Below are 15,180 nucleotides of genomic sequence, written 5' to 3'. Positions count from 1 at the left end.
AATCGCACCCCTCCGCGGGAGCGCGCATGGCGCGCTCCCGCGGAGGCCGGCGCGCCCTCAGCGGGGGTCTGCGACGAAACTGCCGGGGAACGCCTGCGGCGATGTCCCATGGTGCCGTCGCCAGGCGTATGGCCGTGGCAGGACGCCCATCGCCGCCAGCCGCTGCGGCGTGTCGTAGCGCAGCTGCGTCACCTGCATCGGCCGCGTGCTGGCACGCACGAAGCCGGTGTGGCGGGTCGGCGACCATTCGCGCTCGCCATGGCCGGTGCCGATGCGCTGCCTCGAGGCGCCATGGGCGCTGTCGGCGGCTTGTACCTCGGCGGACTGCGCGGACTGGGGGACGATCGCGCGCGCGCGTCGCTCGTTGCCGGCGATCGGAGGCGGGGACGCAGGCACGGGCGCGTGCCGCCGCTCGGCGAACACCGCGAGCCCGATCACGCCGACGTGCCGCGGCCGCCCGGTGCGCGCCGCGTAGCTGTCGGGCAGGCCGGTGAACACGAAGCCGGCGACATCGTCGAGCGACTTGCGCCAGCCGGCGATCTCGGCGCTCTGCCATGGCGCCAGCACGTAGCCGGCCTGGCCGGGATCGGCGGTCTGGCCGGTGACCGCGTTGACGCCGTCGACCGACAGCACCACCAGCACCCGCTGGCCGCTGTCGTTGGTGATCCGCACCGCATAAGGGCGCCCGGGCGTACCCGCGACCCAGGTATCGCCGCGGTGGCGATGCTGTGACAGCCACTCTCCGGTATCGCGGTCGACGATTTCGAGACGGACCGGCGAGGCGGCGCGGGCGGGCAACCAGGCGGCGGCGGACAGGAGTGCGACGAGCAGTAGCAGGCGGGACATGGCGTTTCTCCGTGTGGTCCCGGGAGAGAACGCGCCACCGCCGCGGTCGGGGTTGCCGTCGTGACGCGGGCGGGCCGGAACCGTGCCGCCCGCGCCAGCGGTTAAACTTCGGCCCGGTTTTCCCGATCGGCTGCGCAATGTCCCCACGCCCCGTCCGCGTCCTCACCGGCATCACCACGTCCGGCACGCCGCACCTCGGCAACTATGTCGGCGCGATCCGGCCGGCGATCGCCGCCAGCCGCGGCGCCGACGTCGAAAGCTACTATTTCCTCGCCGACCTGCACGCCCTGATCAAGGTGCAGGAGCCGGCGCGGGTGCAGCGCTCGACGCTCGAGATCGCGGCCACCTGGCTGGCCTGCGGCCTGGAGCCGGAGCGCGTGCGCTTCTACCGCCAGTCCGACATTCCCGAGATCACCGAGCTCACCTGGCTGCTGACCTGCGTCGCCGGCAAGGGCATCCTCAACCGCGCCCATGCCTACAAGGCGGCGGTGGACCGCAACCGCGCCGAGGGCGAGGACGACGATGCCGGCATCAACGCCGGGCTGTTCATGTACCCGGTGCTGATGGCGGCCGACATCCTGCTGTTCAACGCCGACCGGGTGCCGGTGGGCCGGGACCAGATCCAGCACATCGAGATGGCGCGCGACTTCGGCCAGCGCTTCAACCATCTCTACGGCGAGCACTTCACGTTGCCGGAGGTGGAGATCGAGGAACGGGTGGCGACGCTGCCGGGCCTGGACGGCCGCAAAATGAGCAAGAGCTACGACAACACCATCCCGTTGTTCGCGCAGCGCGCGGAGCTGAAGAAGCTGATCTTCTCGATCGTCACCGACTCGAAGGCGCCGGGCGAGCCCAAGGACGCCGAGGGCTCGGCGCTGTTCCAGCTCTATCGGGCCTTCGCCGGCGAGGAAGAGACCGCGCGCATGCGCCGGGCCTTCGCCGAGGGCATCGCCTGGGGCGAGGCCAAGCAGCAGGTGTTCGAGCGCATCGACGTCGAGGTCGCGCCGCTGCGCGAGCGCTACGAAGCGCTGATCGCCAGGCCGGAAGCCATCGAGCGGCAGCTGCGCGAAGGCGCCGCGCGCCTGCGCGCGCAGGCGGCGACGCCGTTCCTGCAGCGCCTGCGCGAAGCGGTCGGGCTGCGCGACCTGGCGCGGGCGCCGGTCGAGGCGAAGGCGGACGCCGGCGCCGCACCGGCGCCGCCTCAGTTCAAGCAGTACCGCGAGAGCGACGGCCGCTTCTATTTCAAGCTGGTCGACGGCGACCGCTTGCTGCTGCAGAGCGTGGGCCATGATTCGCCGCGCGATGCCGGGCAGCTCATCGCCCGGCTCAAGCGCGAGGGCGGCGCGGAACTGCATCATCTCGCCGGCCAGGGCGTGCACCTGGGCCAGCACCTGGTCGGCCACCTGGCCGAAGGCGTGGCGGTGGAGGAACTGCTCGAGGCGCTGGCGAGGTTCGCCGCGGACGAGGCATGAACCCGCTGGTCGAGCTCAACCTCGCGCTGATCCTGTTCCTGCCCTGGTTCCTGATCCTGGGCGTGCTGTTCTGGTTGTTCCCGCGCGAGCCGCGCACTGCCGCCCGCCGCGCGTTCGACGCCGTCGCGCTGCTGCTGGCGCTGGTGGCGTTCGTGCTCAGCGTGCACTGGGCGCACGGCAGCGCCGATCCGGTCTACGGGCCCATGTGGCGGCAGGTGCTGGCGACCGCGATCGGCTACGGCGCGTTCCTCGCGGTGATGACGGTCGCATTTTTCCTGCGACGGCGATGGCTGCGCGCGCGTTGAGCGCGGGGGCGTTGCGACCAAAGCCGAATCGCGGCACGGCCGGGCGACGACCTAGACTGGAGCGCCCGGCTTCACGAGCGCGCCATGAGCGATTCCCGCGGCATCGTCACCATCGATACCGGTTACCAGCGGCCGAACTTCTGCGCCGCCTACCTGGTCGTCGAAAAGGGACGCGCCGCCTTCGTCGACTGCGGGACCAACCGCAGCGTGCCGCGATTGCTCGCCGCGCTCGACGCGCAGGGCCTGTCGCCTGAGGCGGTGGACTGGCTGGTCCTCACCCACGTGCACCTCGACCACGCCGGCGGCGCCGGTGCGCTGATGCGCGAACTGCCGAACGCGACGCTGGTGGTGCATCCGCGCGGCGCGCCGCACATGGTCGACCCGGCGAAGCTGACCGCCGGCGCGAAGGCGGTGTACGGCGAGGCCGGATTCGCGCACAGCTACGGCACCCTGGTGCCGGTGCCCGAATCGCGGGTCACGGCGGCCGACGACGGCCGTGTCGTCGACCTCGCCGGGCGGCCGTTGCTGTGCGCCGACACGCCGGGGCATGCGCGCCACCACCTGGCGGTGTGGGACGCGCGCAGCCGCAGCTGGTTCGCCGGCGACATCTTCGGCCTGTCGTACCGCGAGTTCGATACTGCGCGCGGCGCGTTCGCGATCCCCACCACCTCGCCGGTGCAGTTCGACCCGGAAGCGATGCGCGCCTCGGTCCGGCGCCTGCTGGGCGAAGCGCCCGAGGCGGTGTACGTGACCCACTACGGCCGCGTCACCGACGTGCAGCGGTTGGGCGCGGACCTGATCGCCCTGGTCGAGGCCACCGTGGCCGCCGCGCGCCGCCTGAACGGCGACGGCCAACGTCATGCGCGGCTGGTGGAAGCGCTGACACGCATCTATGTCGAACGTGCGCAGCGACATGGCGTCTCCGACGCGCAGCGCATGGTGCCGGCCTTGCTGGCGATGGACATCGAGCTCAATGCACAGGGACTGGAAGTCTGGCTCGATCGCAGTCGTGCCTGACCCCCTTTTCCGTGCGGCGCGACCGCCCGGCGCCCCTGTGGCCCCCTGTGGGAGCGACGGCAGTCGCGACTGGCCTGCGGCCGGAGCACGGGCTCCCGCGGTGTCGCGACTTCCGTCGCTCCCGCATAGGCAGACCGCTGTCGCTTTCATCGGGCGATCGCCGCCGCGCTGGCGGGACGGGGACAGGGCGGCGGCTTCCGCGGCAGATGACATGCGCAACGACGGCATTGCACGGTCCCGACATCCCGGCCGATGCCGGGCACGCGCGGCCGCCGCGAGGCCGCAGGTCAGTCCCAGCTGTTGAGGTGCGGCCCGAACGGCTCGCGCTGCTGGCGCACGATGCAGAAGCGATGGCCGCTGGGCGCTTCCATCACCCACCAGCGCTTGACGAAGCCGATCTTCTTCGCGCCCAGCTTTTCCAGCCGTTCGGCCTCGGCGTCGATGTCGTCGGCCTCGATGTCCAGGTGGATGCGCGATTCGTGCTCGACCTTCTGCAGCAGCAGGATCGGCTCGTCGCGATCGGTCTTCAGGGCGGCGTACTTGCCGTCGCCGTCCTCGTCGAAGCTCTCGACCGGCTTGCCGAGCGCCTGGCTCCAGAACTCGGTCGCCGCTTTCAGGTCTTCGACCTTGCAGTCGAGGACGAAGGTGGACAGTCGGCTGCGATGGGACATGGCGTTCTCCCGGTGGTGGGATTGCGGCGTAGCGGATGGGATCATCCAGTGCCGTCATCCTGGAGCAAGGCAGGCCGGGCAGTCGATGGCTTGCGGGCCTGGATCCCGGCCTGCGCCGGGATGACGGTTTGACGGGTTGCCGGCAGGAGCGATGCTGCTATCCGATTCCCGATTCCCGATTCCCGATTCCCGATTCCCGATTCCCGAATCACGAATCACGAATCACGAATCACGAATCACGACCCCAACGCCAGATCGTCCAGCATCGCCCGCAGGAACCGCGCCGCCTCGCCGCCGGTGCAGGCGCGGTGGTCGAACGTGACCGACAGCGGGATCACCTTGTGCGACTCGAAGCCGCCGATCACCGGGGTGATCTGGTGGCGGGCGCGGCCGGCGGCGACGATCGCCACGCACGGCGGCACGATCACCGGGGTGGCGTAGCGGCCGGCGAACATGCCGAAGTTGGACAGCGAGATGGTGTAGCCGCCGAGCTCGCTGGCCGGGATGCTGCGATCCTCGACCTGCGCGCGCAGGCGGTTGACGCCCTCGCGCACGCCGAGCGCGTCGAGCATGTCGGCGTTGCGCAGCGCCGGCACGAACAGGCCGTCGTCGGTGTCCACGGCGATGCCGAGATCGACGTGCGGGTGCAGGGTGCGGGTGAGCTTGTCGCCGTCGAACCAGGCGTTGAGCGCCGGGACCGCGCGCGCCGCCGCGCAGATCGCCCGCACCAGGCGCGCGGTCATGTCGTTGCCTTGGGTCCAGGCATGGATGTCGGCGTCGTCGCTGAGCGTGGTCGGGACCACCTTGGCGTGGGCGTCGGCCATCACCCGCGCCATGTTGCGGCGCACGCCCTTGAGCTGCTCCGGCTGGCCGCTGGCGGACACCGTGGGCGGCTGGGTGCGCATTGGTCTGCCGGAGGCGGAGAGGGCGGTGCGCTGTGCTGTTGAGCCCCTCTCCCCCCGGGAGAGGGGTTGGGGTGAGGGTGCGGCGGCCGATGCGGCTTCACTGGCTGCCGTCCCATCACCCCCAGCCCTTCTCCCGGAGGGAGAGGGGCGCAACGCGGCGCTGCCGTCTGCGGCGGCCTGCTTGACGTCGGTCATCGTCACCACGCCGTCGGCGCCGGTGGCGCGCACGCGGGCGAGGTCGACCTTGAGCTTGCGCGCCAGCGCGCGCACCGCCGGCATCGCCCGGACGCCGCCGACCGCGCTGGCACGCTCGGCGTGCACCGTGTCGGAGGACTGCATGGCGCCGACCACGGTGCCGCTGTCGGCACGCTCGCCTTCGCCGGCCGACCCTTCGGGCGCGGCATCGCCGGCGTCGGAGATGGCGCCGCCGTCGTCGGAGGCGATGACCTGGTCGCCGTTGCTCGGTGCCTTGCTGCCGGTGCCCTTCGTCGGTTTCGGGCCGTGGTGGTGGCCGGTGTCCTGGCCCTCGGCGCGCTGCGGCAGGTCCGGGTCGATCTCGAACGTGGCCAGCACCGCGCCGGTCTCGATCACGTCGCCGGGCTCGCCGGCGAGCTCGAGCACCTTGCCGGAGACCGGCGAGGGCACCTCGACCACGGCCTTGGCGGTTTCCATCGACACCAGCGGGTCGTCGAGGCGGATGGTGTCGCCCACCTCGACCGACCATTCGACGATGGTGGCGTCGGGCAGGCCCTCGCCGAGGTCGGGAAGCTTGAAGGTTGTCTTGTCGGCCATGTCGGTTTCGGTCCTCTTCGATCCGGCGGATTTCCGTTGGCGTCGGCCGCGGGTCCGTGCCGGTGTTGCTTCAGTCCAGGTATTCCAGTACGCGCGCCGGGATCCAGCCGTGCGCGCCGTCGGCATTCTCGGCCCACCACCAGCCGGCGAGCTCGCGCTGCAGGCTCAGTAGCTCGCCCGGGTCGGCGTCGAGCTCGAGCGTTTCGTAATCGGCCTGCGCCGTCGCCTCGCCGTGCCCGCGGTCGAACAGCGCCGCCGGCACCCAGCCGCCCAGCCCGCCGGCGAGCGTGGTCCAGACGAACTGCGGCCATTCCGCGTCGCGTTCGCCGAGCGTCACCGTCTCGCCCGCCTTCATCCGCATCGCCGGGCGATCCGGGGCGCGGTGCGCGGCGATGACGCGCGCGCGCCGCATCTCAGCCCGCCGCCACGGCCCGCTTCGCCGCGGCGACGATCCGGTCCACGCTCGGCAGGTACTTCATCTCCAGCCGGAACAGCGGGATGTGGGTGTCGTAGCCGGTGACGCGCTCGACCGGCGCCAGCAGGTCGTACATCGATTCCTCCGCCAGGCGCGCGGCGATCTCGGCACCGAAGCCGGCGGTCTTGGCCGCCTCGTGCACGATCACGCAGCGGCCGGTCTTGGCGACCGACTCGGCGATGGTGTCGAAGTCGAGCGGCTTGAGCGTGGCCACGTCGATCACCTCGGCGGAGATGCCGTCCTCTTCCAGCCGGTCGGCGGCTTCCAGCGTCTCCTTCACCTGCGCGCCCCAGGTGACCAGGGTGACATCAAAGCCGTCGCGCAGCACGTAGCACACGTCCAGCGGCAGCGCCTCGCCGTCGTCGGGCACCAGTTCCTTGTACTGGCGGTAGATGCGCTTGGGCTCGAAGTAGATCACCGGGTCCGGGTCGCGGATCGCGGCCAGCAGCAGGCCGTAGGCGCGCGCCGGCGAGGACGGCATGACCACCCGCAGGCCGGGCACGTTGGTGAAGATCGCCTCGTTGGCCTCGCTGTGGTGCTCGGGCGCGCGGATGCCGCCGCCCCAGGGCACGCGCAGCACCATCGGGCAGTGCAGGCGGCCGCGGGTGCGGTAGCGCAGGCGCACGGCGTGGCAGACGATGTGGTCGACCATCGGATACATGAAGCCGTCGAACTGCGACTCGGCCACGGGCTTCATGCCCTGCGCGGCCATGCCGACGGTGAGCCCGGCGATGGTGGTCTCGTCCAGCGGCGTGTCGAGCACGCGCTCGGGGCCGAAGGTTTGCTGCAGGCCGGCGGTGGCGCGGAACACGCCGCCGTTGACGCCGACGTCCTCGCCCAGCACCACCACCGCGTCGTCGTGGCGCATCTCCCAGGCCAGGGCCTGGGTGATGGCCTCGATCAGGGTGATCGGGGTATCCGTCTTCGCGGGCGTCGCGACTTCCCGGCGGCGGCTTGCCGCCGCCACTCCCACAGGGGAGGACTTCTTCGCGGATGGAGACTTCGCGGCGCTCACGAGCGCTTCTCCAGGGCGATGGCGGCTTCGCGCTGTGCCAGCAGGTCGGCGGGCGGGTCGGCGTAGAGGTAGTCGAACATCGCCTCGACCGGCTGCACCTTCGATTCCAGGTAGGCGTTGATCTCGGCGTCGACGCGCTTGCCGCACTCCTCGGCCCAGGCCTTTTCCTGCGGCTCGTCCCAGAGCTTCCGCGCGGTGAGGAAGGCGCGCAGGCGCGGGATGGGGTCGCGCTTCCAGGCGGCCTTCACTTCCTCCTCGGAGCGGTAGCGGCGGGCGTCGTCGGCGGTGGTGTGGTCATGCAGGCGGTAGGTGAGGAACTCGATGACGGTGCCGCCCTCGCCGTTGCGGGCGCGCTCGGTGGCGCGGCGCATGCCCTCCATCACCGCCACCAGGTCGTTGCCGTCCACCTGCAGGCAGGGCAGGCCGCCGGCGATGCCCTTCTGCGCCAGCGTCTTGGCGCCGGTCTGCGCCGAGCGCGGCACCGAGATCGCCCAGCCGTTGTTGATCACGCACAGCACCAGCGGCAGGGTGTAGGCGCCGGCGGAGTTGAGCGCGGCGTAGAAGTCGGTCTTCGACGAGCCGCCGTCGCCGCAGCAGGCCACGGCCAGCCGCGGTTCCTTGCGCAGTTTGAACGCCAGTGCAGCGCCGGCCGCGTGCAGGCACTGGGTGGAGATCGGCACCGACCAGGAGAAATCATGGCGCGGCACCTCGAAGTCGTTGCCGCGCTCGTCGCCGCCCCAGTACATCAGGATCTCGCGCGGGTGCACGCCGCGCATGAACTGGGCGCCGTACTCCCGGTAGCTGGGGGCGAACACGTCCTCGGGCCGCATCGAGGCGCCGATGCCGATGTGGGTGGCCTCGTGGCCGAGGCAGGAGGCGTAGGTGCCGAGCTTGCCGGTGCGCTGCAGCGCGATCGACTTGGTGTCGAAGATGCGCACGAACAGCATCTGCTTGAACAGCGGCAGCAGCGCCCCGGGATCGCTGAATGCGGCGGGAAAATCGGCGGTCGGCTTGCCGTCCGGGCCGAGGTATTGCAGGTGTTCGATTTCGAATGTCGCGGCGACGGTCATGTGCTGAGCGGTCGTTGACTGAGACCGTCGATGGTAACCGTTCCCATGTAACGGGCCGTTGCGCGTTGCGTCATGACACCGGCGCGCGGGTCTGCTGCGGCCGCGGATGCGCCGGCATTCCGGACGTGCGGTACCCGGCATGTGCCGCCGGGTCCCGCTCCCTCTCCCCGCTCGCGGGGGAGAGGAAGCGGGCGGCCCGTTCCGGCGGATCGGGGCGGCTCGAAAATAGAGACCCCGGCCGAGGCCGGGGTCGCAAGGTGGGCGGAACTTAAAGAATCAGGGCGTGAAACTGGCCCGCAGCGAGACCCGGGCGTGGGCACGCACGCCGAGCAGGCGGATGTACCAGGTGCCAGCCGCGGGCGCGGCGACGTGGATGGTCTCGTTGTTGCCCGGTCGCGACGAGATCGCGTCGTAGTCGCTGTCGGTCGGCAGCTCGCCCAGGCGCGCGGTCAGGGTCACGTCGCCGCTGCCGCCGTAGCTGAGGATGCGCAGGTTGCGTGCGCCGGCCGGCACCTCGATGCGGTACAGGTGCGTGTCGCCGGCGGCGCCCTCGATGCCGGTGACGGCGACGCCGTTCTGCAGTTCGGGAACGGCGCCGCCGGTCACCGCGATCGAGGCATCGGCGGCGTTGTCGGACTCGTTCGGGTCCCCGGTCTGCGCGGCGGCCGCGGCGACCAGAGTGACGGTGCCGCCGAGTGCGCTCGGCGGCGCGGTGGCGCTGATCCCGAACACGGCATCGGCATCGGCGGCGAGCGCATCGGCGCTGCAGGTGACGGTGGTGGTGCCGCCGTCGAGGCTGGGGGCATCGCAGCGCCAGCCGCCGGGTCCGGAAACCGCGAGATCGTCCAGCGCCGCGTCGAGCGCGAAGCCCATGCCCGGCAACTCCGCCGCATCCGGCCCGCGGTTGGCCACCGTGGCCGCGAACGCCAGCGTCGTACCGACCGCCACGCTGTCGGCGAGTGCTTCGGCACCGACGACGAGGTCGGCGGCTCCGGATGCGGCCATGTACTCCAGCAGGCCGCCGTTGGCGGTTCCCAGCAGGAGATGGCCGTTCGCGCTTTCCGCGACCGGGCCAGGCGAGTGCGCGCCGCTCCACGAAGCGCTCCATTCCATGCCGTCGACGGACATCAGCACCTCGCCGCCGGTGGCCGAGAGCACGAATCCGGACGGGGTGGCGCCGAGTTCGGCGATCGCGTGCGAGGCGAAGCGTTCGGCCTGCCAACTCGCGCCGCCGTCAGGGGAGCGCAGCAGCCAGCCGACCCGCGCACCGTCCTCCCAGCGCGTGGCCGCGATCAGGTAGGTGCCGTCGAAGTAGGCGATGTCCGAGAGGGACGCGCCGGAGCCTTCCCAGGTCTCGACCGCGTTCCAGTGGATGCCGTCGGTCGAGACCAGCGCGTTGGTGCCGGAGCCATAGGGCACGGCAATGAAACCGGCGTCCCCGTACGCCATCCTGGCGGGGGTAGCGGTGGTGCCCTCCACTGCATGGTGCTGCCAGGTCTGTCCATGGTCGATCGAGCGCAGCACGATCCCGTTCGAAGCGCTGTCCTGCCCGGTGACCAGCAGCGTGCCGCCGCCGTGTGCAGCCGAGATCAGGGTCCTGACGTCGCCGAGCGCTGCCACGTCGATCCGACTCCAGCCGCCGCCGCCCTGGCGGACGTACAGCACCTCCTTGCGCACGATGGGCGGCGCGAACACCGAGCCGGAGGTTTCCTGGGCGGCGACCACGAAGGCGGTCGCGCTGGCCGCCGCCGCATAGGTCTGCCGGGTCACGTGATCGGCGGCAGCGGGCAGCACGGCGGTCTCCCAGGTGGCGCCGTCGGTGGAATGCAGCACCACGCCTTCCCGCTCCTGCAGCGGTCCGGGGTCGGCCGCAGGTCCGTTGCCGGCCGCGACCAGGCCTGAGGCGTTGCCGGCGAGTGCGCGGATCTGCCAGGCCCGTGCCGGCGCGGTGGCCAGCGCCCAGTCTCCGGCATCGGCGGAACCGTGGATCTCGCCCTGGGCGGTGAAGCCGAACAGCCGGTCGTGGGCGAAGCGGATCGGCTGGATCGGCGGACCGACCAGGTCCTGCTGCACCATCCACTGGCCGCCGTCGGCCGACTCGACCACCGTGGGGAACAGGTCCGGGCTGGGTGGCGGGTCGTTGGGGTTGGCCAGGCCGACGAAACGGCCATGCGCGGCGTCGTAGGTCAGGCTCTTGAGGTACAGGCGCCAGCCGTTGTGGACCGGCATGCGGAACCACTCCCAGCTCACGCCGTCGCTGGAGCGGAAGGTCACCGGGAGGCTGTTGCCGGCACGGATGCCGGCGGCGACGAAATACCCGCCGCCGAAGACGAGTCCGCGGAAGAACACCGGCCCGCCGCCCCAGTCGCCTTCCGGCGGGCCGTTGAAGGCCTCCATGGTCCAGTTCACGGCATCGGTGGAGACCAGGACGCGGGCGAGCTCGCTGGTGATCGGCCCGAGGCCGACCGGCACCACGTAACGTCCGTTGCCGTAGGCCACGCCCTGCAGCGAGGGCGGAAAGGTGTCCGGCTGGATGCCGTGTTCGATCCCGGTCCACTGGAGGCCGTCGGGCGAGACCACCAGGCTCAGCCCGCCGGCGGCGACGAAGCCGGCCGGGCCGTGGGCGACGTGGTAGAGCGTGTCGCCGACGCCGGACTCCACCGCCTCCCAGTGCTCGCCGTCGTCGGAGCGGACCATCGCGCCGTTGTCGCCGACCGCCACGAACACGCCGTCACCGAACGCCACCGCGCGCAGCGACGCGCGGGTGGCCGGCGCCAGCCGCCGCCAGGTGTCGCCGTCGTCGGCGATCACCAGTGTGCCGGCGTCGCCGACCGCGACGTAGCGGTCGTGGCCGTAGGCGATGGCGCGCAATGCGTTGCCCTGTGGCAGCGGCGCGCGCCATTGCCAGTCGGCGGCGAGCGCGGTGGCCGCGGCCAGCAGCAGGGCCAGGGCCGCCGCCACGCGCATGGCGACGGCGCGGATCGGGAGGTCACGGGGCATGGCGGGCGTACTCCGGAAGGACAGGTTCCCCCATACGCGCAGGATAGGGCGAGAATCGATCATCGGGTATCGGGCGCGGCGGCGGCCGCTCGTCCGCCTTGCATGGGGCGGCGTGCGCCGGCCAGGTGCCGGATCGTCCCTGCCTGCTGCAGCAGCGGCCGCAGGTGGCGCGGGTGCGCCAGCAGCAGCGGGTGTGCCCGGTCGATGGTGGCCAGCGCGGCCCGCGTCCGCCCGAGCCGCGCCTGCACCGCCGCCAGCTCGACGTGCAGCCAGGCGTTTCCCGGGGTGAGCACCGGATCGGCCGCGATCGCGGCGCGCAGCGGGGCCTCGGCGGCTGACGCTGCAGCGGGCGAGGGATCGATGCGCATGCGCGCCGCGGCCAGCTGTGCACGCAGCAGCACGACTCGGTAGGCGTCTTCGCCCCAGAGCGTGCGCGCCATGGCCAGGGCCTGTTCGAGGGTGTCGGCCGCCCGGGGGGCTGCGCGCGTGAGCCGGTACTCGCCGAGCAGGACCAAGATGTCCACCAGGTCGACGTGCGCGTTCGCGTGGACCTGCGTCCACAGGCGGTGGGCGTGTTCGGCTTCGGCGATCGCCGCGTTGGTGTCGCCGCGGCGGGCATGCACGCGGCTGGTCCAGGTGCGGATCACCGCCGCGCCCGTCGACTGTTCGTCGTACAGTGCGACCTGGGCGTCGTACAGCCCTGCCAATGTCTCCAGCGCGGCATCGCTGCCGTGCTCGGCCTCGTTGCGGAAGCTCGCCCGGGCGCCCTGGATCCAGATCAGTTCCGGGTGACCGGGCGGCAGCGATCGCTCCAAACGGGCCACGGCGCGCTCGAACAGTCCGGCCGCCGGTTCGAATGCGAGCTGGTCGGCCAGCAACTGCGCCAGTTGCACCTCGATCTGCGCCAGTCGCCGTACGTCGACGTCGGGGTCGGTGAGCATGTCGGCATGCAACGCCTCGTAGTGGCGCCTTGCGACCGAAGGCGGACCGTATTCGGCGAAGGAGCGAACCTGGGTGAGCCGCGCCAGCCAGCGCTGCGTCGCCGGCGTATCGAGGCGCTCGTGCCATGCGAGGGCCTGGGTCGCCAGCTCGTAGGCGCGGCGTGTGTAGCCCGCCGAGCCTTCCACCCGGGCGCGGGTCTCGAGCAGGGCCAGGCGCAGCGGGTCGTGCTCGCGTCCCGGGTGTCGGGCCAGCATGGTGTCCGCTTCGTCGAGCAGCACCCGCGCCTGCGCGTACTCGCCGCGGCGCAGGCGCACGTCGGCCAGTGCGACCAGCAACTGGCCGCGCATGCCCGGCGGACCGTCGACCTCGACGCGCAGGCGTTCCTCTGCGTCCGCCAGCACCGCGCTGACCGGCATGTCGCGGCTCAGCGAGGTGCCGGGATCGGCGCTGCGGAAGATGTCGATCAGGAATCCGGCCGTGGTGTCGGCGCGCTCGCGGCCGCGCTGCGCCAGGTCGCGTTCGTGCTGCAGGCGTTGCGCCTGCAGGGCGAGGGTGCACAGCAGCGCGACGATCACGGTCGCGGCTGCCGTCGCCGTCGCGGTGGCCAGGCGGTGGCGGCTGACGAACATGCGAACGCGGTACCAGGCGTGGTCGCGGCGCGCGGCGATCGGGCGCCGCGCCAGGTAGTGGCCGACATCCTCGGCCAGCCGTTCGACGGAGGCGTAGCGCTCGCGCGGCGCCTTGCGCAGGGCCTGCAGCACGATGTTGTCGGGATCGCCGCGCAGTGCGGCGGCATGGGCGGTGGCGGCGGCGAACCCGTGCGCACGCGCGCATTCGGCGCCGGCACGGGCGGCGACCGCGCTCGGTGGCTCGGGTAGGCGGTCGAAGATGTGCTCCTCGAGTGCCGCCGGCGTCATGCGGTCGATGTCGAAGATCGGTCGCCCGCACAGCAGTTCGTAGAGCAGCGTGCCGAGTTGGTAGACGTCGCAGGCCACGGTCGGGCGCTCGCCGCGCAGCTGTTCGGGCGCGGCGTTGAGCGGCGAAAAGAAGCGCAGCCGGGTGCCGGTCGCGTCCATGTTCGCGGACAGCGGCTTGGCGATGCCGAAGTCGATCAGCTTGACCACGCCGTCATCGGTCACCAGGACGTTGCCGGGCTTGATGTCGCGGTGAAGGACCAGTTTGCCGTGCGCGTGGCGGACGGCATCGGCCACGTCCACGAACAGACGCAGGCGCGCGGCAAGCGGAAGGGCCAGCCGCTCGCAGTACGCGGTCAGCGGCACGCCGTCGATGTATTCCATGACGTAGTAGGGTGCGCCGCCGTCGGCCTCGCCGGCGTCGAGAAACCGGGCGATGTGCGGGTGGTCGAGCGTCGCGAGGATCTCGCGCTCCTGCATGAAGCGCCGCCGGGTGCCGGCATCGAGCGTATCGCGCGCCAGCACCTTGATCGCGACCAGCTGTCGCACGCGGCCGTCGCTGCGTTCGGCGAGGAACACCACGCCCATGCCGCCGCGGCCGAGTTCGTGTTGCAGGACGTACGGGCCGAGCCGCCCGCCGGGCTCCACCGGCGGGGCCTGCAGCAGGGCGATGGTCGCCCCGAACAGGTCGGCGCGATCGCGGTCGGTACGCCGGTCGTGGGCGAGGTCGGCGTCGAGCATCGCGCGCAGCGTCTCCGCCAGCGCCGGATCGCGGCTGGCGACCTCGTCGAGCCTGGCCGTGCGTGCGCCGGGTGCCAGCCGGCCGCAGTCCTCGAACAACCGTTTCAGCTCGCGCCAGCGATCCGAATCCACCAGTTCCCGGCGCTGCATCCGCGACTGCGCCCGTCAGAGCACGGCGTGCAACCAGGCTCTGGCGAACCGCCAGTGCCGGCCGACCGTCGCCACGCCGATGCCGAGTTCCCGTGCGATCTCGTCGTTGCTCATGCCGCCGAAGTAACGCCACTCGACGATACGTGCGGCGACGGGATCGCGGGCTTCCAATGCGGTCAGGGCCTCGTCGAGCGCCAGCCATCGCACCTGGCCGCCGTCGACCGCGGCGGCCGTGGCGTCGAGTTCCAACAGCGGACCACCGGAATCGCGCTTTTGCGCCTGTTTGTAGCGGATCAGGTCCACCACGACGCGGCGTAGCGCCTGGGCGATGATCGCCAGCATGTGGCCGCGGTTGTGCCAGCGGCGGTCCTGCTGCAGCAGGCGCAGGTAGACCTCGTGCGCCAGTTCGGTGGCGTCCAGGGTGAGCCGGCCGCCGCCGGCCGCCAGTGCCTGCTGTGCCATCGCCCGCAGCATCGGGTAGACCAGTGCGGTCACCTCGCGGCCGGCGTCGTCGTCGCCGGCATGCCAGCGCGAGAGCAGCATGGTGACGTCTGGGGCATCGCGGAATCGCGGTCGGGGCGGCATCGGTTCTCGGACGGTTGACGGAGTCCGTGTCGATGGCCGGCGACCGTTTCCCCTCGGGCCGGGCGGCGCCGGGGAACAGCGCCGCAGTGCATCGCGTGACCGGTAACGGCTCGCCCCGCGCGCTTGGCACCTTATAGCGCCTGATCGGTGGCACGCAAATCAGGGACGGAGCAGGGAGGGCGCCGCGAGCCGGGCCGGCGATCCGTTGCCGCGGCTTCTGCTGTCCCCTCGAATGGGAGAAGAACAAAAAAAGACCCCGGCCGGAGCCGGGGTCGCAAGA

The 15,180-nt window shown here is 71.7% G+C and carries 12 protein-coding genes; 3 read left to right on the top strand and 9 right to left on the bottom strand.

The window, feature by feature from the left end:
- Positions 1 to 57: 57 nt before the first annotated feature.
- The gene (locus U3649_RS18440; protein WP_407352740.1) at positions 58 to 846 is read right to left on the bottom strand and encodes a hypothetical protein; all 789 of its coding nucleotides are present in this window, start codon (positions 844 to 846) and stop codon (positions 58 to 60) included.
- A 137-nt stretch (positions 847 to 983) separates the two neighbouring features.
- Here U3649_RS18440 and U3649_RS18435 point away from each other — a divergent pair, with 137 nt between their 5' ends.
- The 3 genes from U3649_RS18435 (at position 984) to U3649_RS18425 (ending at position 3,640) form a co-directional block, all read left to right on the top strand.
- Positions 984 to 2,318, top strand: coding sequence for a tryptophan--tRNA ligase (locus U3649_RS18435; RefSeq protein WP_407352739.1), 1,335 nt, complete (start codon positions 984 to 986; stop codon positions 2,316 to 2,318).
- Positions 2,315 to 2,623: a hypothetical protein gene (locus U3649_RS18430; RefSeq protein WP_407352738.1), complete on the top strand. Its 309-nt coding sequence runs from the start codon at positions 2,315 to 2,317 to the stop codon at positions 2,621 to 2,623. The genes U3649_RS18435 and U3649_RS18430 overlap by 4 nt, the downstream gene beginning before the upstream one ends.
- 84 nt (positions 2,624 to 2,707) lie before the next feature.
- Complete coding sequence (locus U3649_RS18425; RefSeq protein ID WP_407352737.1) at positions 2,708 to 3,640, top strand: MBL fold metallo-hydrolase; 933 nt, start codon at positions 2,708 to 2,710, stop codon at positions 3,638 to 3,640.
- Positions 3,641 to 3,927: 287 nt separating this feature from the next.
- On the opposite strand, the gene U3649_RS18420 is transcribed toward U3649_RS18425, so the two are convergent.
- From U3649_RS18420 to U3649_RS18385, 8 genes are all read right to left on the bottom strand, one after another.
- Positions 3,928 to 4,311: a VOC family protein gene (locus U3649_RS18420; protein WP_407352736.1), complete on the bottom strand. Its 384-nt coding sequence runs from the start codon at positions 4,309 to 4,311 to the stop codon at positions 3,928 to 3,930.
- Between the two features lie 236 nt (positions 4,312 to 4,547).
- Complete coding sequence (locus U3649_RS18415; RefSeq protein WP_407352735.1) at positions 4,548 to 6,008, bottom strand: dihydrolipoamide acetyltransferase family protein; 1,461 nt, start codon at positions 6,006 to 6,008, stop codon at positions 4,548 to 4,550.
- Between the two features lie 70 nt (positions 6,009 to 6,078).
- A complete protein-coding gene (locus U3649_RS18410; protein WP_407352734.1) occupies positions 6,079 to 6,420 on the bottom strand; it encodes an SH3 domain-containing protein in 342 nt (113 codons plus the stop codon).
- A 1-nt stretch (position 6,421) separates the two neighbouring features.
- A complete protein-coding gene (locus U3649_RS18405; protein ID WP_407354659.1) occupies positions 6,422 to 7,456 on the bottom strand; it encodes an alpha-ketoacid dehydrogenase subunit beta in 1,035 nt (344 codons plus the stop codon).
- A gap of 38 nt (positions 7,457 to 7,494) precedes the next feature.
- Positions 7,495 to 8,568 carry a pyruvate dehydrogenase (acetyl-transferring) E1 component subunit alpha gene (gene pdhA, locus U3649_RS18400; protein ID WP_407352733.1) on the bottom strand — a complete coding sequence of 358 codons (1,074 nt, stop codon included), beginning with the start codon at positions 8,566 to 8,568 and terminating at the stop codon, positions 7,495 to 7,497.
- A 276-nt stretch (positions 8,569 to 8,844) separates the two neighbouring features.
- A complete protein-coding gene (locus U3649_RS18395; RefSeq protein ID WP_407352732.1) occupies positions 8,845 to 11,568 on the bottom strand; it encodes a pre-peptidase C-terminal domain-containing protein in 2,724 nt (907 codons plus the stop codon).
- 59 nt (positions 11,569 to 11,627) lie between these two features.
- Positions 11,628 to 14,315: a protein kinase domain-containing protein gene (locus U3649_RS18390; RefSeq protein WP_407352731.1), complete on the bottom strand. Its 2,688-nt coding sequence runs from the start codon at positions 14,313 to 14,315 to the stop codon at positions 11,628 to 11,630.
- Between the two features lie 15 nt (positions 14,316 to 14,330).
- Positions 14,331 to 14,858, bottom strand: coding sequence for an ECF-type sigma factor (locus U3649_RS18385; RefSeq protein WP_407352730.1), 528 nt, complete (start codon positions 14,856 to 14,858; stop codon positions 14,331 to 14,333).
- Positions 14,859 to 15,180: the final 322 nt, after the last annotated feature.

The organism is Luteimonas sp. R10 (genome assembly GCF_045689605.1).
Classification (GTDB): Bacteria; Pseudomonadota; Gammaproteobacteria; order Xanthomonadales; family Xanthomonadaceae; genus Luteimonas.
The sequence above is the reverse complement of the archived record's forward strand: the minus strand, read 5'-3'. Positions and strand labels throughout refer to the sequence as shown.